The organism is Enterobacter cloacae complex sp. P17RS (assembly GCF_014895885.1).
In the GTDB taxonomy this organism is placed as follows: domain Bacteria; phylum Pseudomonadota; class Gammaproteobacteria; order Enterobacterales; family Enterobacteriaceae; genus Enterobacter; species Enterobacter bugandensis.
Genome location: NZ_JADBQK010000005.1, coordinates 172,173 through 189,338, shown reverse-complemented (window position 1 = coordinate 189,338; position 17,166 = coordinate 172,173). Strand labels below are relative to the sequence as shown.

Sequence of the window (17,166 nt, the reverse complement as noted above, 5' to 3'; positions counted from 1 at the left end):
CTTCCAGTGGCAGTGGAAGGATGGCCAGACGTGGAGGAATGTCGCAGGCGGAACGGCAAAAACGTTCACGCTGCCGGACAGCTATGCGGGCTATGACGTGCGGGTGGCCGTGACGCCTAAAGGTTCAGGGCAGCCGTTATCTGGCACTCAGGCCTTTAGTGGAGCTGTTACCATAAGATCTAAGCCTGCGCCTTTCGTTACAAACCTGGGTTACAGCGGCAGTACCGGAGCCTGTAACAGAATAACGGCAACCTACACCTACAACGCTAATGGCGGTGCATCTGAAGGCAACACGATATTTCAGTGGAAGTGGGGAAGCACCGTCGTTTCCAACATAAAAAGCGTTACTTTAGGCTATTGGGGGGAAGTCACGCTTTATGTGACGCCAGTTAATAAGGACGGTATCAGAGGAAAGACGGAATCAAAAACGTTTAAAAATACGGGCTTAAGTAGCTGTGATTGGTAAACACGTTAATTCATTCTGAGGTGTTTTTGTAAACAAGGGGGCATAAGCCCCCTGAACTCTACCTGTCGAATATTTCCAAAGTGCAGGGCTAAAATTCATGAATAATCTCTATCCTGAAAAGCAAGCATCAATACTCATTGGCGATGCCGCCACGCAATTATCCTTGCAGGGGATTAATATTGATCATGTTTCGCTTAGTTATTATCTGGGTAAAAAACTTGAGTATGCCCGGAGTATTAATGATTGCTTGTACGCTGAAGTCATTTGTATTGCGCTATCAATGTTGAAGGAAAACGCTAAGTCATCCGGGCAGTGCTGCTGTAAATATAAGGAATGGATTGAGGTATCACTTGATTAAGGGATGGGCTTATTACGTTTTCAGATCTGCCTTTTAGCGTCTCGGGCGATTTTCACTTCTTCAGCAAAATCCAGTGCTTCTTTGTAATCAAAGCTACGCGTTTTGGCATTATGCCTGCCCGGTAACGGTGCCGGTATTTTCACCCCGAACAGCTTACCCGTCGTCATGAGCGCATACACTAATTCAGCCTCGGTGACATCGGCCATTTTCGCCAAAACATTCGTCCTGATACAAAAACTTAACTTCACGTCTAGTCCTCCGTTTGCAAAAGATTTTCAGTCATGTTGCCTTCTGTAAAAATCGATAACGCTGTCGAGATTGGGTCGCATAAAGTTCATGGCATCAATGGTTTCGCACCAGCCCGACAGGGATTCATTTGCTCTTACATACCATGCGTGCTGCTCGCTTCGGGTGTGATGACCCGTGATCAAAACAAGCATGTCGGGTTTAATTCTTCTGATGAACTCCAGATACTTCACCAGATGCGTCTTCGTGCCAAACGTGTCAGCATCGATAATGCACAGTATTTTATCTCTGGCGATAAAATAAAATCGCGCTATTTCTTCAAGCCCTTTTTCGAATAAAAAAGAGTTTGTTCGCACGCAAACCCGAATTTTTTCATGAGTCTGTTTAATTGATGGTTCCATCTTATGTCTCGCTCATCATGGTAAAATATATGAGATGGCTATTAAGCCTACTATTCCTGCCTGAATAGTGGCAAGGCAGTATATTCATTCCTCAGAATAAAATAAGACGGTGCTGGTCTTCTGATTAATAAGAATCTTCTCTGTGTCTATGAGTTAAAAATAAATAAACGATGATTTTATCTGGTGGTATGTTTTACGGTCTGAAGCATTAAGATATGGTCACTGTTGCGTAAACTTGTTGTTTTTATTTTTCTCAAAGAGGATTTTTTCATGACAAAGACAGCCGTTGCATTAGCCATGCTTAGCGTTTTTTTCACAGCATCAGTATGTGCCAGTGATTACGCGCGTATGATCAATATTGAAAACCCTGACCATCTGAAAATCAGGGTTCAGAATGCTATTTATGAAGAGGGTTACGATAGCGATTTTATTCCTCATGTCTGGTTTGGTAACGAAGATAACGGCGTGATGAATATCATTGTCGATAATGGTGCGGTGCTGAACGAATCTATTGAAAACGGCCTTAACTGCAACTATGCCATGATTGTCAGTAAAGACAACGGCGTCAACTTACAGGCAAACGGGAAAAACTGTCGTTATAAGAAAAAGAGTTACCGTTCCATTAACTCTCCGGTGATCACCATTATTAATGATTCATCTTTAACGCTTCGGCCCTATTTTTCCGTTAACGGGAATGACTTTTTTGCTGCCGCCAGCACGATCATCCCCAACGGGATCCGCATGTTCACCGGGGACAGTGGCGACTGGAAAAAACAGGGCGTTCGCCACGGGGATAACCTGAAAGTGAAATTTAGCTACACGCTGGCAGAGTCGGGTTCGCAAAAAGAGGTCGTCTGCCCGTCTCTTGACACCTTAACGGAAAACCGACTTTATCGCCTTCAGGGCGGTGAGCAAAATGCGCTCTGCGTCCTTGAGAGTAATGAGATTCACATTAAAAACGATCGTATTGTTGCCGGATGGAACAAACCTCTGACCAAAGCAGAGCTGCTGCAACGGATCGAAGCCACCGCCGCAGACGATGACGTCATCATAGATATGCCAGATGACAAATACATGGCGCTCTTTACCCAGCCGGATGAATATAAAATCCCGCTGAAAGCAGGGGACGCAAAGGCGACCATTACCTTAGTGGTTAGCAAAGTGACTGTTCCCGTCGCGCAGTAAAAAGGCCGTCTATTAGCGAAGCGGGCAGGCAGCATCTCACAGAGCCTGTTGCCTGCCCTATTCGTGCCGTTACGCCGGGCAGATCAGACTACGTGACAGGGACATCAGGTCTCGCCACATCATTGCATTAGCGACCACAAGCCGCAGGCAGCGGGGCCTGCGGATCGCTCTCTACCTGAAATTTCCAGTCGTAATACGTTTTTGCTTTGGCAAACTGTTTTGGATCGTGACGAAAGCCGACTTTTTTCCGTGGCGTACCCTTTCCGAGACTGCGCACGCCAATCCAGCGCCCCTGAGGATCGAGGATCATCCCCCAGTTTTTACTCCCGGTTAGCGGGTCGGCGTAGTGCTGGCGCAGGTGATAAAGCGGTTTTCGCCCGCGTTTATCAATAAGTAGCTGTTCGAAACGCACGGGAAAACAGCCATCACCGTTGCCGCGGTAGGCCTGTATCGCCGCGCGGATTTGATCCCCGCGAAATAAAAGCTCAGCCTCCTGTTGCGCCTGATAACGCATCAGCACCTCGTCGCGGCTTTTCAGCAGCGACAACGCCAGCGTAGAGAGCGCAATCAGCAGCAGCAGATAGGTAAAACCTCCCTGTTGTTTAATCGAACGCATCGCGATGATCCTGACCGGGTTTAGGTGGCGTCTCGACGTCAATAATTTGCCCTTCGTCATCGGTCTTCGCCTCCCAGATATCGCGGCGGTTGGTGATGGGATCCAGCGGCATCTGGCGCAGATAACCGGCCTCGATCAGATCCTCCAGGCTGTACGGCCCCGCCAGGCGATCGCGGCGGTAGTGATCGATCGCGCTGCGCAGCGCATGCAGGTTATGCTCGCGCACCACCTCTTTGGCTCTGTCCGCGTGCTGGAAAAAACGTGGAGCGACCAGGGTCATCAATGTCGCGATGATCGCCATCACCACCAGCAGCTCGATGAGCGTAAAACCTTTTTCACCATTGCGCATAGGGCACTCCATTCAGACCGCTGGCCGTACTGGTACTACTGACATCAAACACGTCTTTCCCTCCGCCGCTGAAATCGCCGGGTGGCTGCGTGGATGCGCGTAACCGCCAGGTCTCTTCATCATTTTTTCCCTCGCAATCGCACATCGGATCGCGCGGTATATGGCGCAGGAAGTAGATCATCGCGCCAGTGGGCGATGTCTTATCCCGGACGCCTTCCACCAGGCTTTTTAGTGTCGGCGGATATCCCGATTCGCTGGTTTTTTTCTCAATGATGCCGTCCACGCTTGCCTGGTGATAACGGTCAATGGCATCGCGTAGCGTGCGCAGCGACTCACGTAGCTGCGTCTCCTGCTGCCGCTGATGGTAGTTACGCATCAGCGGCGCAGCGGCAGCGGCAAGCGTGGCGAGTAGCGCCAGCGTGACGATCATCTCAATCAAGGTAAAACCGCGCTGGCGCTGCATTACGATGCTCCGTTTTCCGTCTCTGACTCATCGAGGATCGGTGGCGGCAGCGTGGCCGCCCGGTCAGGGAAATGGGCCGGCGGCGCAAGCGCCGGTGCGGTAAACCCGCTGCCCGGCTCGTCGCGCTGCAGGTCGCGCAGTTGAATGCTGTCGCCCGTTAAATCGTCGCTGCCCATCTCAATGGTACTGACGTGGCTTCCCGGTAAATCGAGGTTGCGCTCAATAGTCGGCGTAATTAACAGCACCACCTCCGTGCGCTCTTTGTTGTCGGAATTGCTGCTAAACAGGCGGCCCAGCCCCGGGATGTCACTTAATAACGGCGTTCCTTTTTGGGTCGTGGTTTCATCCTGCTTGATCAGCCCTGCCAGCATCTGGGTCTCGCCGTTCATACTGCTGAGCGTGGTATTGGCTTCGCGTTTCGTGGTGCGGTAATACTTTGCTCCGTTCTCACCGGGTTCTTCGGCGCCCAGGGCACTGAGCGTGAACTTCACCTCCATTGAGATATTGTCATCCATACTGACTTCCGGGGTGACTTCCAGCTTCAGGCCGACGTCCTGATAATCCACTTTCTGTTGCGAAATCCCGTCATTGACGGTTGTGGTCAGTACCGGGATCGTTTGACCAATATCAACCAGCGCTTTTTTATTGTTTTTCACCCGGATCCGCGGGTTGGCCAGCACTCTGGCGTTGCTCAACACTTTTTTCATGTCAATGGTCATATTGTCGATATCGACCATGATATTTTTGGCGCTCAGGTCGCCCAGCGGGATCCCGCTTCCCTTTAAATCACCTTCTTTACTTTTCGCAAAACCCGCACTGATGGTTTGCGGCAGCTTCACGCCAAGCGCTTCGAGATCGTTGGTATTTACTTCCAGCACCTCAACGGCCAGCGTGACCTCCGCTTCAGGCCGGTCGAGCGTCACTAACAGGCGCTCCGCTTTTTCCACGTTCTCTTTTGGCCCGCGCAGGGTGACGGAGTTGGTTCGCTCATCAACGTGCACATCCTTCAGCTTGACCATATTGCGCAGGGCGACGTTGACCTCTTTTGCTTTCGCATAACCCAGGAAGATGGTTTTGACGACCACGTCGCGATAGATCTTCTCTTTTTGCGCGGTGGCGGGGTAGATCAGCAACGTATTGCTGTTCAGCACCTTCTTCCGCAGGTTATTCGACAACAGCAGCACGTTGATAGCATCTTCCGCAGTGGTGCGTTTGGCTATCAGGCTGCCGGTAGTGCTGGAGGAAATATCTTTGTCAAAAATGATATTGACCCCGGTCATCTGGCTGATGGTGTTAAAGATGGCCATCAGGCTGTGCTCGCGAAAATTAAGCGCTATCGTTTTTTGCAGTTCCCGGTTCAGACGCTGCTCCGGCTGGTTGATCCGCGACACCTCACGCATCAGGTGATCGCGCAGCGCGCGCGCCTGGGGCCAGTTGGGATCTTCTTCCAGCACCTGCTGGATTTTGTGCAGCGCGCGTGCCGGGTCGCGGGTGCTGTTAGCCACCGCCTCCTTATACAATGCGTCCAGCGCTCTACGGGCATCGAGTTTGCGTAAGCCCTGCAGGGCGCGCAGGTTACCGGGCTCATAGGTAAGCGCATCGCGCCACATTTGCGTCGCCAGGGTGTAATTGTTCTGACGCACCGCGAGATCGGCGTTTTTCAGATAGTCATTGACCAGCTTTTTGCTGATGTCAGCCTGCTCGGCGCGAAGCGCAATATCCTGTGGGCTGGCGATGCGCTGTTGATCTATCTCCTTAAGCCGCTTAACCAGCACCTGCGGCGAGGCGGTCACTGATTCCCGGACCGGAGGCGCCGCACGTTGTGCACAGCCGCTCAGTAGCGCGCATGACAACAAAAAAGTGAGAGCAATAGTTTTTTTCATGATTAATGTGTCGGTTCCGATTGCAGCTCATCCAGTTCCAGCCGCTGCTGGCTATGGGTGGGTTGCCATTCAAACAGGAGGTGGTCGTTCGCCACCGCTTTTAAAATCCAGTTGTTGACCGGCGAACTGCCGATCCAGATCCTGCCGTCCGCCCTGCAGCGCTCGCAGACCGGCCAGGTCTCTTTGCCATCCGTCAGCACAACGATCCTCTGACGGTTTTCCCACCAGGCACCGAGGAGCTGAAGCGGTAGCGGCGGTGCGGTTGGTGTCGCCTCTTCAGGCCGATAGTTTTCCGGCGGCTTTTCTGCTGCGTCTTGCGTCCTGCTATGTGGCGTTGAAAAGAGATCGATGCGCGTTGCGTGAGCCGTCTCCGGCTTTGCTGGCGCGGGGCGCGGGCGTGAGACCGGCTGCGCCTCAAGCGGCGCTTGCGATATCTCGTCATCGGCAAACTGGCTCCAGAAAACAGCACCGGCGGTCAGCACCAGCGCCAGCTGTAAATAGCGCGGCAGTTTCATGGCGACTCCTTCAACAGGCGAAGCTGCACGGTGGCGCTGAGCTGGCTTTCCGATGGCCCGGCGCGCCGCAGGCTTAGCTGCTCAATGCGTAACGGCAAAGTGCGGCTTAGCGTTTCCAGGGCGTCCATCAGCGGCAGATATTCACCGCGCAGCGGAATATCCAGCCGTAGCGCGGTTTTGCCGTCGTCGTTTTCCAGCTGATAGCGGCTGGCGTCGACCTTCATCCCTCGGCTCCTGAACTGCTCAAAAATGAGCCTGACCTGCTGATATTCTCCGAGGCTGATGCGGCTTTGCAGTTCCGGCTGCTGTTTATCCAGCGGCAGCGCGGTTTGTAGCTGCGCCTGGATCCGGGCAAGGTTCTCCTGCAAATGGATGGTGTGCGGCCGCACGCCGCCAAGCCATAACAGCAGCAGCCCTGCGGGCAGCCCGGCGAGCACGAGCGGAACCGTTCCGATGCGCCCGGCAAATAACGCCGCCTGCCAGCGCAGCACGGCGGGTTTATTCTGAAGCCGCATGGTGCGCCTCCGTCGTCACCTTGACGTCGAGTACCGCGTTAATCGGCCAGGCAGGATCGCCCTGCGCCGACTGGCGATGGTTTTCAAGCACCACATGCGCCGGCAACTGCTGTAGCCGCTCGCTAAAGGCGAGCAGGGCGTCAAGATTGCCTGCATTCACCGTAAGCCGCGCATCGCCTTTACTGGCAATGACGTCAATGCTCAGGAGCGCAATATCAGGCGTCAGTACGCTGCCGATGTTATCCAGCAGCTTGATGGCAGGCGGGACGGCCTGCAGTTGCTGAGCCTGGCGCAACCGGCGCTGCTCCACTTCACGCAGCTTGCGCAGCACTTGCTGCCGTTGGGCGAGCTGCTGCTGTACCTGCGACGTCTCCAGCTCAAGGCGCTGGTGCTCAAACAGGCCATACATCACGGCACCGGTGAGCGGTAAGCAGAGGAGTCCGGTTAACAGCAGCGTGCGTGCGGCCCACGGGGAACTACGCGTAAACAGCGGCGTCATGAGGACTCTCCTGTAGCGCGACTTCCTGGTGATGCTCACCGTCGGTATGAATGACGTAGCCAGGACAGTCCTGCATTCCGCTTAGCCGGGCGATAACCCGCAGCTGGGCGTCCATCTCCTGCTGTGGCAGGGTGAGTGTCCAGACGTCGCGCCAGCTGTGGTGCTGACGGCTGGCAATCCGGCTATGGTGGGGGCTCATCGCCACAAACAGGCCGTTTTCCGGCAGTGCGGCGGCGAAGTGGCTAAACAGCTTTTGAAACGGCGTGACAACACCGCGAAACCGCAGCCGCTCCCGACGCGCCAGCGTGACAAGCAGGTGCCAGCAAGGTTGCTTCAGGCACGCGGCCAGCGCTGACTGCTGCCAGTTAAGGGTCTCGAAGCGCACCTGCCAGTCGACGGGCGGACTCGCGCGAAGAATCGCCTGCTGTCGGGCGAGCTGGAGCAGTTCCTGCGGTGTGGTCACGCCGTCATGCCAGGGCTGAATTAAAAACGTCAGATCGTCGGTATCGAGGTGAAACTCCACCGCGTCACGCCACGGTAAGACGGAAGGGCGCTGGCGCAGCAGCGTTTCGAGCGCGGCTTCAAGAGGCTCATCTGGCCGGCGTTCATGGGTGGCGAGAACCACGTTGTTGCGGCGCAACCGCACGGCATGAGGCCAGATATCGCACTGCCAGGTGTTAGTGAGTGATAACACGGTTCACCTCCTCCCAGGTGGTTTTGCCTTCGAGCACGGCGCGCAGCGCGATGGTCGAGAGCGGAACAAAACCGTCATTCAGCGCCACTTCCTTTAGCTTGCGCCGGGGCGATCGCGCCAGCATTGCCTCTTTCATCGCATCGCTGAAATGCAGCACTTCCGCCAGCGCCAGCCTGCCGCGAAAACCGCTGTCGCGGCAGGTATCGCAGCCTCGCCCTCGACGCCAGCGGGGCGTGAGCTGCTGCAGCGGTCCGGATTGCCACGCCGCGAGAAGGTCATCTGTGGGTGTGGTGTCATCAATACAGTCCGGGCAAATCTGGCGCACCAGCCGTTGCGCCACGACGCCGTTAAGGGCGGTGATCAGGCTGGCGGGCTCCACCTGCATATATAAAAAACGTTCCAGTACGCTAAAGACGTCATTGGCGTGAACCGAGGAGAGCACCACGTGGCCGGTGAGCGCCGCCTGCACGGCAATGCCGGCGGTTTCACCGTCGCGGATCTCACCCACCAGGATGATGTCCGGGTCGTGACGCAAAATGGCGCGCAGGCCGCGGGCGAAGGTGAGCCCTTTTTTATCGTTGACCGGAATTTGCAGCACGCTGTTGAGCTGGTACTCCACGGGATCTTCAATGGTGATAATTTTGCATTCACCACTGTTAAGTTCGCTGAGTGCTGAATAGAGGGTGGTGGATTTCCCGCTCCCCGTTGGCCCGGTGACGAGTACCATACCGTGGGGCAGATGGGTTAACTGGCGAATCGCACCCAGCGTGTGCTCATCAAAGCCGAGCGTCTCCAGGCGCAGGTTTTGATCGTGAGATTTATCCAGCACGCGCAGTACGGCATCCTCGCCATAGACGCCCGGCATGATGGACACGCGAAAATCGACGGGACGCTGGAGAATCAACGCCTTAAAGCGCCCGTCCTGTGGCGTGCGTCGTTCGGAAATGTCCATGCAGCTTAATACTTTGAGACGGGAGATCACCTGCTCCGCCTGCTGAAGCCCGGCGCAGTGGCGAATGCTGTGCAGGACGCCATCAATGCGGTACTTCACCATCAACCCATCCGCGACGGCGCAAAGATGAATATCGCTGGCGCGGCTCTGCAGGGCATCAAACAGCGTGGCGTTAACCAGCTTAATGACGGCGTGGGGTTCACTGGCGATGGCTGCTGGGGTGATCTCCAGCCACCGGGCCTCTTTATTCTCTTCACTCTGCTGCTGCTCCAGCTGATCGAGCGTGCGCTGCTGTTTTGCCAGTTCATCAAGGCGGGCATTAAGCTGAGAGAGCGGGGCGAGCGCGGGGAGCGCATTCACGTTATAGGCCCACTGGCGCAGCGCCAGTGAAAACGGATCGCCCAGCGCAACGTGGAGCTGACCGTTAACGCGCAGCGGCAATGCTCGCTGGCTGAGCGATTCGGTCAGCGGCACGGCTTCGAAATCCTCTTCGCTGTCGGCGAGCTGTGTGGGTGAGAGCGGCGTGAGCCCCAGGGAACCGGCGGCTTCTTCTAACGCGCCTGGGAAACTGTCCAGCAGTTCCGCCAGCGCCTGACAGCGCTGCTCGTCTGGCAGGTCGAAAAGGGGTTCTACAGACGGTGAGTGAGACATTATTGCAATCCTCCTGCCAGTTCAAAAATGGGCATGTACAGTAAAAACACGACGAGCCCAACGATGCCGCCAACGACCATCATCAGAATCGGTTCAAAAATTTTGCTAAAGGTTTCAATCGCGCGTTCCAGCGATTCATCATAAAAAGCGGCGATCCGCTCGCACATGGCAGGCAGTTCGCCGCTGCGCTCGCCGACCTGCAGCAGGCGGCTGGCGACAGGAGTCGTCATCCGTTGCGCTTCCAGCATGCGGGAGAGCGACTCGCCGGCGGCGACGTCGCGGATAACCTGTTCAACCTGCTGACGATGCGTGGCGGGCAGGATCTCCCGGCTCAGCATTAGCGCATCTGGCGCGGGAAGGCCGCCCTGTAACAGCAGGCCCAGCGTGCGGTAAAAACGCACCAGCACAGAAAGCTGGTGCTGCTGGCGTAAGGCGGGAATGCGCAGCAACAAACCGAGCGCGCGCTGGCGCAGGCGCGGGCTGCGCACCGCCATCACGATGCCTGCGACCGCTGCCGCGCAACCGGCCAGCAACAGCGAGCCATGGGTTTGCGTCAGGCGTCCCCACCAGAGGATAAGCTGTGCGCTGGCGGACGGGTTCTTCATCCCGTCAAACACCACGGAAAAACGCGGAATAATAAAGCCGAGCAGAAAGAACAGAATTATCCCGCCGGCGGCAATGACAATCGTCGGATAGAGCAGGGTTGATTTAATCCGCTTGCGCAGAATTTCCATTCTTGATTCGTAAAACTGAAAACGCTTTAGCGCCTCGGGTAAGTGTCCGGTTTGCTCAGAAGAGGCAACGGTGTTAATCAGCAGAGGCGGAAACAGTGCTGGTAGCGCCATCATCGCCTGGGAGAGTTGCGCTCCTTCGTAGAGCTTTTTAACCAGCGTATCCAGAACCAGCGAGGTGCCACCATCGCGGCTGCTTTCGCGCAGCGCTTCGACGGCCTCGACCACGACCAGCCCGGCTTCCAGCAGAGCGATAAGCTCCTGCAAGAACAGATTCAGTGGAAAGCGTTTCTCCTTGCGGGCGGGGCGTTCCTGTACCTGCAAAACGATGCCGCCGCCGGCAATAATGCGGGCGCTGGCATCATCAGGCGACGCGGCAAGTACGGTCTGATTGGCGCGTTTCCCCCCCTGGAGGATGGTGACGGTATATGGTTTCATTTTGGCAACAGTGTATGGCTCTGCCTTTTAAGGCGGGCATAATGCGGAGCCACTTTTTTTATGTATTGTTGACGAAGTGCGCGGCGCTGGGGGGTATTTGCCGTTCCGGCGTTATACGCTCCCACCGCGTCCCAGGTATAACCAAAGCGCTGGATTTGACCTGCCAGGATCCAGGCGCCGGTCATGACACTTTGGCAAGGGTCGGTTAGCAGATCTTTTTGACTAATACGAAATTTACGCAGCGCATCGAAGTGAATGCTATTGATCTGCATCAGACCGACATCCATTGAGCCATCACGATTTTTGTTGATGGCCCGGGTATTACCGTTGGATTCCACTATCGCTATCGCCTGTAATAGCTCTGGCTCAATGCCGTAACGTTCTCCCGCCAGCTGCCAGCAATCGGCCCGGCAGGAAAATACGCTGAAGATAAACAGCGAATATATGGACAGGCGCAGCATATTCAGAACCCGTAAGTGACAGGCTTACCGTCTTTACCGCCGGAGGTTATTTCGACTTCATTAATGGCGTCTTTTGTCCGGGCGGGGTTATGCCACTGGTACGGATTGCCCCAGGGGTCTAACGGCACATGCTGGCTAAGATAAGGGCCATTCCAGTTTTGCGCGTTGGAAGGCTTTTCAGTCAGCGCTTTCAGACCTTGTGTTTCACTTGGATAACTGCCGGTGTCGAGGCGATATTGCCCTAGAGCCTCAGCAAGCGAGCGCATCTGGCGCATGGCGGTTTTCTCCTTAGCCGAGTCGACATTTGAGAAGACTTTTGGCCCGACAAATCCTGCCAGCAGCGCAATAATCATCAGCACGACCAGCAGTTCAAGCAGGGTGAAACCACCCTGTTTTCGCATCACGTTTGTTGCATATTTCATTGAGAGCGTCCCTAGTTGGATAATAGTTGTGATTAATTCCTGAATTTTCCCTGATAAAAGAGCGGGAACACAGGTATGCCATCTTTTTTAATTGGTGAAGATGGGAAAATTAAATAAAGAAGCGTCTTACAGGATGCGAGAATTCTCCCGCGCTGTCGTTGAAGTATTTATTATAAATGCGAGAGATATTTCTTATTTAACGCGGAGGGTTTCCTGATTCACCACTCTATTATCCCCAACGATCTCGGCGCTAAAAAAAAAGACAATTTGCGAGGTAATCCATAGGACTATCATCACAAAGCAATAAGGAACTTTGATGAAAAAACTTACATTATCTCTGTTAATTGGTAGCGCACTAATGGCGCAGTCGGCTTTCGCGGCGCAGGCACCGCGAGCGGTCACCTATCTGACCTCCTGGGGCGTTCCGGTCGAGTCCGTTGAGGATATGAAAGAGGTGAAAGCGGATACGTTCCTGCTTTCATTTGGTGGCTGGGATGCAAGCGGTAAGCTGTCCAGTTCCGATAATATTGTTTCAGTACCACAATATGATCCCTGGTACATTAATGCGCCAGCCTATGTCGTGTGGAGCCAGCTGAAGCTGGCGCACCCGGAGAAAAAAATGATGCTGGCGCTCGGCGGCGAGACGTATTCCGCGATGTGGTCTTATCTGAATAACGCGCAAACGCGAGAAACGCTGGCGCAGAATCTGGTGAATCTGCTGAATACCAACTTCCCGGTATATAAAAAGAACCTGAAGCCGGAAGAGATGGTTGGCGAATGCCTGAGCGCCGACTGGCAAGGCAAATGTAATATGGCGAACTACCAGAAGGCGGGTACCGTTCAGCTTGACGGCATCGATTTTGACTTTGAAAAGCCCGATCGCGTCACGCCAGAGGAAAACGCAAACCTGCTGGATCTGGCTGAACGGGTTCGTAGCAAGCTCAATGCGTCTGGCAGCAAAAAGCTGCTGAGCCTGACCACCTATCACGTCGGTGCTGACCCGGAGAACTGCACCAACAGCGCGGTAACCGAGAATTGTTCCTTCGTTGAGGCGGCTCGCTCTTCACACCATGGCGAAGTTCTGCCGCTGCTGACGCAGGGGAAAAACGTTTTCGATTTCTTCAACGTCATGGCCTATGACGCCGGCCCACGCTTTAAGTATGACGTGGCGATGGCTAACTACGCCCGGGCGGTGGGTGATAAGAGCAAAATCGTTCTCGGTCAGACCATCAACTCCCAGTGGGGGCCAGAAGGTCGCTTTGTTGAAAATCGACAGAACAACGTAAACCGTGCGGGCTGGCAGGCGGAAAACGGCTATGGTGGGTTCTTTATCTGGACGTTGGGTTCAAACGATCAGCAGCTGTCCATCCCGCAGCAGGTTGACTATTTCAATGAAATGAAAGAGCGCGCGGACCTGATGTCGCCTGAACGCCCGCAGGACACCGTCGCGCCAACTGCGCCAGCAGGACTGAAGGTGCTGAACAATGGCTTGACTATCACCCTTGCCTGGCAGCCCTCCACCGATGACCGTGGCGTAGTGGGATATGACATCTACCGTAATGACATCAAAGTCGGGTCTTCAACGGACACCCAGTGGACCGATAATGCGGTTGAGACCGGCGGTGTGGTGTACCACTACAGCGTTAAAGCACGTGATGCAGCGAACAATATCTCTGAAAGCAGCAACGTGGTTAAGGTAGAAACCGTACAGGTCGAAGAGGGACGTCCTGACGCGCCAGGCGGCCTGGCCCTGGTTTCTTCGACGGAAAACAGCCTGACGGTGAAATGGAATGCGGTAGACAACGCGGTGAAATACCACGTGCTACGCGATGGGGCGGAGTTACTCACCGTAAGCGGAACGCAGATCTTCGACAGCGGCCTGCGCGCGGGAACAACCTACAGCTACCAGGTGATCGCCGAAAATGCCAAAGGTCATCAGTCTCTCGCCAGTACACCGCTTAAAGCCACGACGAAAGAGGGGTCTGTGACGCCTGAGCCGGAAGGCGAGTGGAAAGTCGGTACGCGCTATAAGACTGGAGAAATTGTCACGTATAACGGCACACAGTATCGCTGCGTGCAGGGGCACACGTCTCAGTCCGACTGGGCGCCGACTGCGGCTGCGACGCTTTGGCAGCCTGTACCTTAATCTTTCGCGGCCCTCGCAAGGGGGCCATTTTCAGGCGTAAGCACGCCTTATTTATTACTTTTTGTTAACTTATTGTTATCATTTATAGTGCAAAAAATTAACAATGGCACTATTGTAGTGCAATATTTGCACTGTTTTTGTGCGTTTCATGTTCTTTTCTGGCCTTTATCGTCTCAGGATGCCGCTTGCATCTGTAACAATACGTTGCTGTAACCCCTTCATTTACTACCGCTTTTTTAAATCTCTTTTGAACCATTAAAAAATTGGTTCGTTTATTGCTTAATCATTAGCACGATAAGTAGCACGCCATATCAATAACTTATCGTTCATAAAAAGAAAATAACGATGATAGTGAGCGAACCAATATGGAAAAACCGTCACGGTTTCTGGCCAATTCCAGCACCGCGCTTGAGCAACTGCGCGGGCTAATCAACCAGCATGAGTCAACACCAGGCACTCCGCTGCCCACGGAACGTGAGCTGTCGGAAACACTCGGCGTAGGACGACGCGAAGTGCGTCGCGCGCTGGACGTGCTGGAAGAAGAAGGGCGGATCTGGCGTAAACAGGGCAAAGGCACCTTTATTGGTCCGGCTGCCCCTGTTGAACCGCTGGCCCTTCAGGGATTGGTTCAGCAGACCAATCTGCTGGAAGTGATGGAAGCTCGTATACAGATCGAACCCGGCTTAGCCCGGCTTGCGGCACTGCGTGCCACCAGGGAAAACCTCGCGCTCATGCAGCGCATGCTGGAACGCATCGACAAGGTCAGCCCGGATGACCGCGATCTCAATGAACTCTGGGATAGCGCCTTTCACCGCGCCATTGCCGAGGCGGCGGGCAATCGCCTGATGCTCGGCCTGTTTGACGCCATTGACGCCGTGCGGCGCGAACCCGGCTGGCAGCATCTGCGTGAATTAGCCCGCACGCCCGAACGTGTCGACAGCTACAACGACCACCATCACAAGATCATGTCCGCGATTATCCATCGCCAGCCTAATGAAGCAGCGGCCGCCATGCGCGAACACCTGCTAAGCCTGCAAAACGCCCTGATTCAGGCGATCCACCTTGAGGACGATTTCACGCTATGACGACGATCCCGTTTAAGGACTCCACGCCTGTACTCCGGCTGAATAATCTCAACGTTAAGTTTTCCGGCTCGCCGGTCAGCGTCCTGGACGGCATTTCCCTGACGGTCAAAGCGGGCGAAACGCTGGCGCTGGTGGGGGAGTCCGGCTGCGGGAAAAGTATCACCTCACTGGCGCTGATGGGTTTACTGCCCGCCAGCGCGCAGATTGTCAGCGGCGAGATGCAGTTTCGCCGCCACGACCTGCGCAAGCTCTCGCCGCGGGAATATGCCGACCTGCGCGGGAGCGAGCTGGCGATGATTTTTCAGGAGCCGATGACCTCGCTCAATCCGGCCTTCACGTTAGGCGATCAGCTCAGTGAAGCGGTCATGCGTCACCAGAACGTTACGCGCCCGGAGGCGATGAAGGTCGCGCTGCAGATCCTTGAAAAGGTGCAGATCCCGGCGGCGGAGATGCGCCTCAAGGCGTATCCGCACCAGCTTTCCGGCGGCATGCGCCAGCGCGTGATGATTGCCATGGCCCTGATCAACCACCCTAAACTGCTGATTGCCGATGAACCGACCACTGCGCTCGACGTCACCATCCAGGCGCAAATCCTGACCCTGCTGAACACTCTAAAAGAGGAAACCGGCACGGCGGTGCTGATGATCACCCACGATTTGGGCGTGGTGGCCGAAGTCGCCCAGCAGGTGGCGGTGATGTACGCCGGGCAGGTGGTGGAGCAGGGGAGCGTTGAGGCAATATTCGCTGACCCGCAGCACCCGTACACCATCGGCCTGATGGGCTCGATCCCTTCGCTGGGCGCACGCAAAGGCCAGCTCTCCACCATTCCCGGATCGGTCCCGCTGCCGGAGTCCATGCCGAAAGGCTGCCGTTTCGCGACGCGCTGCCCGTTTGCGCAGTCGCGCTGTCATGATGAAAAACCGCAGCTCACCACGCTCGGCGCGGGCCATCAGGTCGCCTGCTTCCGCGTGCCGCTCGAACACCACATTGCCCTGGGAGAGACCGCATGACCACGCCCATTCTTGAAGCCCGGGACCTCAGCAAGCTTTTCCCCGGTCCGAAAAAACTCTTTTCCCCGGCCCGGTTTGTCACGGCGGTCGATCGCGTTTCGCTTGCCGTGATGCCGGGCGAAACGCTGGCGATTGTCGGCGAGTCCGGTTCCGGGAAATCCACCCTCGGCCGTCTGCTGCTGCGTCTGCTGGCCGCCAGCGAAGGACGCGTGTTTTATCAGGGGGAGGAGATTACCCACGCCACAGGCGCCCGTCTGAACCAGCTCCGGCGCGAACTGCAGATTATTTTTCAGGATCCTTTTGCCTCGCTGAACCCGCGCATGACGGTGGAGCAGATCGTCGGTGAGCCGCTGTGGCTGCACCAGAACATGAAGAAAGCGGATCGTCAGTACCGCGTCGCGGAGCTGCTCAAGACCGTTGGCCTGCCTGCCGCCTGGGCCGGGCGTTATCCGCACGAGTTTTCCGGCGGGCAGCGCCAGCGTATCGGCATTGCCCGCGCGCTGGCTTCCGGGCCAAAGCTGCTGCTGGGCGACGAGCCGGTTTCCGCGCTGGATGTGTCGGTGCAGGCGCAGGTGGTTAATCTGCTGGAGAGCCTGAAGCACCAGCTGGGGCTGACGATGGTGATCGTCGCCCACGGTCTGGCGGTGATCCGCCACATGAGCGACCGCGTGGCGGTGATGTACCTTGGGCAGATCGTTGAGCTTGCCACCGTCGACGAGATCTTTGACGCACCGCTGCACCCTTACACCCAGGCGCTGATCGCCTCGGCGCCGCAGATGCAGCCGGGTGTTGAGCGCGACGCGCCGCTGCTGCAGGGGGATCTGCCGAACCCGGCGAACCCGCCGTCGGGCTGTCGCTTCCACACCCGCTGCCCGTACGTCACCGACGAATGCCGCCAGGTCGAGCCGATTAATCAGGTGCTCGACGGCGGGCGTCAGGTTGCCTGCCACCGCTGGCAGGAAATTAACCGCGATCGCAGCGTTATCCAGATCGCACCGCCATCCGCAGCCTTTCTGCGCCGCCGCGCGCTGTTTGAACACGCGGCCACTCACTCCTCCCTTCCTTCAAGGAACTCATGAT

The 17,166-nt window shown here is 55.8% G+C and carries 21 protein-coding genes; 7 read left to right on the top strand and 14 right to left on the bottom strand.

The window, feature by feature from the left end; all coding sequences use genetic code 11:
- Together IM265_RS05595 and IM265_RS05590 are read left to right on the top strand one after the other, a co-directional pair.
- On the top strand, positions 1 to 466 hold a 466-nt coding region (locus IM265_RS05595; RefSeq protein WP_193056007.1), incomplete at its 5' end, for a hypothetical protein.
- Between the two features lie 97 nt (positions 467 to 563).
- Entirely contained in the window at positions 564 to 824 is a 261-nt protein-coding gene (locus IM265_RS05590) for a hypothetical protein (protein ID WP_136342893.1), read from the top strand.
- Positions 825 to 844: 20 nt separating this feature from the next.
- Here the strand turns inward: IM265_RS05590 and IM265_RS05585 are convergent, their stop codons facing one another.
- Positions 845 to 1,039 (bottom strand): hypothetical protein, encoded by a 195-nt coding sequence (locus IM265_RS05585; protein WP_370551784.1) that lies wholly within the window; start codon positions 1,037 to 1,039, stop codon positions 845 to 847.
- A 60-nt stretch (positions 1,040 to 1,099) separates the two neighbouring features.
- On the bottom strand, positions 1,100 to 1,471 hold the full coding sequence (locus IM265_RS05580; protein WP_048960602.1) for a hypothetical protein: 372 nt from the start codon (positions 1,469 to 1,471) through the stop codon (positions 1,100 to 1,102).
- A 225-nt stretch (positions 1,472 to 1,696) separates the two neighbouring features.
- Here IM265_RS05580 and IM265_RS05575 point away from each other — a divergent pair, with 225 nt between their 5' ends.
- The gene (locus IM265_RS05575; protein WP_192979049.1) at positions 1,697 to 2,656 is read left to right on the top strand and encodes a hypothetical protein; all 960 of its coding nucleotides are present in this window, start codon (positions 1,697 to 1,699) and stop codon (positions 2,654 to 2,656) included.
- Between the two features lie 127 nt (positions 2,657 to 2,783).
- On the opposite strand, the gene IM265_RS05570 is transcribed toward IM265_RS05575, so the two are convergent.
- The 12 genes from IM265_RS05570 to gspG form a co-directional block, all read right to left on the bottom strand.
- Positions 2,784 to 3,272, bottom strand: a complete 489-nt coding sequence (locus IM265_RS05570; protein ID WP_193031462.1) for a type II secretion system protein — start codon at positions 3,270 to 3,272, stop codon at positions 2,784 to 2,786.
- Complete coding sequence (locus IM265_RS05565; RefSeq protein ID WP_080339181.1) at positions 3,259 to 3,621, bottom strand: type II secretion system protein; 363 nt, start codon at positions 3,619 to 3,621, stop codon at positions 3,259 to 3,261. The genes IM265_RS05570 and IM265_RS05565 overlap by 14 nt, the downstream gene beginning before the upstream one ends.
- Positions 3,608 to 4,084 (bottom strand): type II secretion system protein, encoded by a 477-nt coding sequence (locus IM265_RS05560; RefSeq protein ID WP_028012053.1) that lies wholly within the window; start codon positions 4,082 to 4,084, stop codon positions 3,608 to 3,610. The genes IM265_RS05565 and IM265_RS05560 overlap by 14 nt, the downstream gene beginning before the upstream one ends.
- Positions 4,084 to 5,877 carry a secretin N-terminal domain-containing protein gene (locus IM265_RS05555; RefSeq protein WP_232948720.1) on the bottom strand — a complete coding sequence of 598 codons (1,794 nt, stop codon included), beginning with the start codon at positions 5,875 to 5,877 and terminating at the stop codon, positions 4,084 to 4,086. Before IM265_RS05555 ends, IM265_RS05560 begins: the two co-directional genes overlap by 1 nt.
- A 92-nt stretch (positions 5,878 to 5,969) precedes the next feature.
- The gene (locus IM265_RS05550; protein ID WP_063155402.1) at positions 5,970 to 6,482 is read right to left on the bottom strand and encodes a hypothetical protein; all 513 of its coding nucleotides are present in this window, start codon (positions 6,480 to 6,482) and stop codon (positions 5,970 to 5,972) included.
- On the bottom strand, positions 6,479 to 6,997 hold the full coding sequence (locus tag IM265_RS05545; RefSeq protein ID WP_028012056.1) for a hypothetical protein: 519 nt from the start codon (positions 6,995 to 6,997) through the stop codon (positions 6,479 to 6,481). Before IM265_RS05545 ends, IM265_RS05550 begins: the two co-directional genes overlap by 4 nt.
- Entirely contained in the window at positions 6,981 to 7,496 is a 516-nt protein-coding gene (locus IM265_RS05540; protein WP_069733313.1) for a hypothetical protein, read from the bottom strand. The genes IM265_RS05545 and IM265_RS05540 overlap by 17 nt, the downstream gene beginning before the upstream one ends.
- Entirely contained in the window at positions 7,474 to 8,190 is a 717-nt protein-coding gene (locus IM265_RS05535; protein ID WP_193031460.1) for a hypothetical protein, read from the bottom strand. Before IM265_RS05535 ends, IM265_RS05540 begins: the two co-directional genes overlap by 23 nt.
- The gene (locus IM265_RS05530; RefSeq protein ID WP_193031457.1) at positions 8,174 to 9,793 is read right to left on the bottom strand and encodes a GspE/PulE family protein; all 1,620 of its coding nucleotides are present in this window, start codon (positions 9,791 to 9,793) and stop codon (positions 8,174 to 8,176) included. The genes IM265_RS05535 and IM265_RS05530 overlap by 17 nt, the downstream gene beginning before the upstream one ends.
- Entirely contained in the window at positions 9,793 to 10,962 is a 1,170-nt protein-coding gene (locus IM265_RS05525; protein ID WP_193031455.1) for a type II secretion system F family protein, read from the bottom strand. The genes IM265_RS05530 and IM265_RS05525 overlap by 1 nt, the downstream gene beginning before the upstream one ends.
- Complete coding sequence (locus IM265_RS05520) at positions 10,959 to 11,423, bottom strand: lytic transglycosylase domain-containing protein (protein ID WP_193031453.1); 465 nt, start codon at positions 11,421 to 11,423, stop codon at positions 10,959 to 10,961. The genes IM265_RS05525 and IM265_RS05520 overlap by 4 nt, the downstream gene beginning before the upstream one ends.
- Positions 11,424 to 11,425: 2 nt before the next feature.
- A complete protein-coding gene (gene gspG / locus IM265_RS05515) occupies positions 11,426 to 11,845 on the bottom strand; it encodes a type II secretion system major pseudopilin GspG (protein WP_045259779.1) in 420 nt (139 codons plus the stop codon).
- 316 nt (positions 11,846 to 12,161) lie between these two features.
- On the opposite strand from gspG, the gene IM265_RS05510 reads away from it, so the two are divergent.
- The 4 genes from IM265_RS05510 (at position 12,162) to IM265_RS05495 (ending at position 17,165) form a co-directional block, all read left to right on the top strand.
- The gene (locus IM265_RS05510; RefSeq protein ID WP_049137440.1) at positions 12,162 to 13,991 is read left to right on the top strand and encodes a glycosyl hydrolase family 18 protein; all 1,830 of its coding nucleotides are present in this window, start codon (positions 12,162 to 12,164) and stop codon (positions 13,989 to 13,991) included.
- Positions 13,992 to 14,356: 365 nt separating this feature from the next.
- The gene (locus IM265_RS05505; protein ID WP_028012064.1) at positions 14,357 to 15,076 is read left to right on the top strand and encodes a FadR/GntR family transcriptional regulator; all 720 of its coding nucleotides are present in this window, start codon (positions 14,357 to 14,359) and stop codon (positions 15,074 to 15,076) included.
- A complete protein-coding gene (locus tag IM265_RS05500) occupies positions 15,073 to 16,086 on the top strand; it encodes an ABC transporter ATP-binding protein (protein ID WP_047367562.1) in 1,014 nt (337 codons plus the stop codon). The genes IM265_RS05505 and IM265_RS05500 overlap by 4 nt, the downstream gene beginning before the upstream one ends.
- Positions 16,083 to 17,165 (top strand): ABC transporter ATP-binding protein, encoded by a 1,083-nt coding sequence (locus IM265_RS05495; RefSeq protein ID WP_049137444.1) that lies wholly within the window; start codon positions 16,083 to 16,085, stop codon positions 17,163 to 17,165. The genes IM265_RS05500 and IM265_RS05495 overlap by 4 nt, the downstream gene beginning before the upstream one ends.
- The last annotated feature ends 1 nt before the right edge of the window (position 17,166 follow it).

Bases quoted from the DNA above. Each gene is read 5' to 3' on its own strand.
- IM265_RS05590 (WP_136342893.1), top strand. From the start codon at position 564: ATGAATAATCTCTATCCTGAAAAGCAAGCATCAATACTCATTGGCGAT.
- IM265_RS05580 (WP_048960602.1), bottom strand. From the start codon at position 1,471: ATGGAACCATCAATTAAACAGACTCATGAAAAAATTCGGGTTTGCGTG.
- IM265_RS05570 (WP_193031462.1), bottom strand. From the start codon at position 3,272: ATGCGTTCGATTAAACAACAGGGAGGTTTTACCTATCTGCTGCTGCTG.
- IM265_RS05565 (WP_080339181.1), bottom strand. From the start codon at position 3,621: ATGCGCAATGGTGAAAAAGGTTTTACGCTCATCGAGCTGCTGGTGGTG.
- IM265_RS05560 (WP_028012053.1), bottom strand. From the start codon at position 4,084: ATGCAGCGCCAGCGCGGTTTTACCTTGATTGAGATGATCGTCACGCTG.
- IM265_RS05550 (WP_063155402.1), bottom strand. From the start codon at position 6,482: ATGAAACTGCCGCGCTATTTACAGCTGGCGCTGGTGCTGACCGCCGGT.
- IM265_RS05545 (WP_028012056.1), bottom strand. From the start codon at position 6,997: ATGCGGCTTCAGAATAAACCCGCCGTGCTGCGCTGGCAGGCGGCGTTA.
- IM265_RS05540 (WP_069733313.1), bottom strand. From the start codon at position 7,496: ATGACGCCGCTGTTTACGCGTAGTTCCCCGTGGGCCGCACGCACGCTG.
- IM265_RS05530 (WP_193031457.1), bottom strand. From the start codon at position 9,793: ATGTCTCACTCACCGTCTGTAGAACCCCTTTTCGACCTGCCAGACGAG.
- IM265_RS05525 (WP_193031455.1), bottom strand. From the start codon at position 10,962: ATGAAACCATATACCGTCACCATCCTCCAGGGGGGGAAACGCGCCAAT.
- IM265_RS05520 (WP_193031453.1), bottom strand. From the start codon at position 11,423: ATGCTGCGCCTGTCCATATATTCGCTGTTTATCTTCAGCGTATTTTCC.
- gspG (WP_045259779.1), bottom strand. From the start codon at position 11,845: ATGAAATATGCAACAAACGTGATGCGAAAACAGGGTGGTTTCACCCTG.
- IM265_RS05510 (WP_049137440.1), top strand. From the start codon at position 12,162: ATGAAAAAACTTACATTATCTCTGTTAATTGGTAGCGCACTAATGGCG.
- IM265_RS05505 (WP_028012064.1), top strand. From the start codon at position 14,357: ATGGAAAAACCGTCACGGTTTCTGGCCAATTCCAGCACCGCGCTTGAG.
- IM265_RS05500 (WP_047367562.1), top strand. From the start codon at position 15,073: ATGACGACGATCCCGTTTAAGGACTCCACGCCTGTACTCCGGCTGAAT.
- IM265_RS05495 (WP_049137444.1), top strand. From the start codon at position 16,083: ATGACCACGCCCATTCTTGAAGCCCGGGACCTCAGCAAGCTTTTCCCC.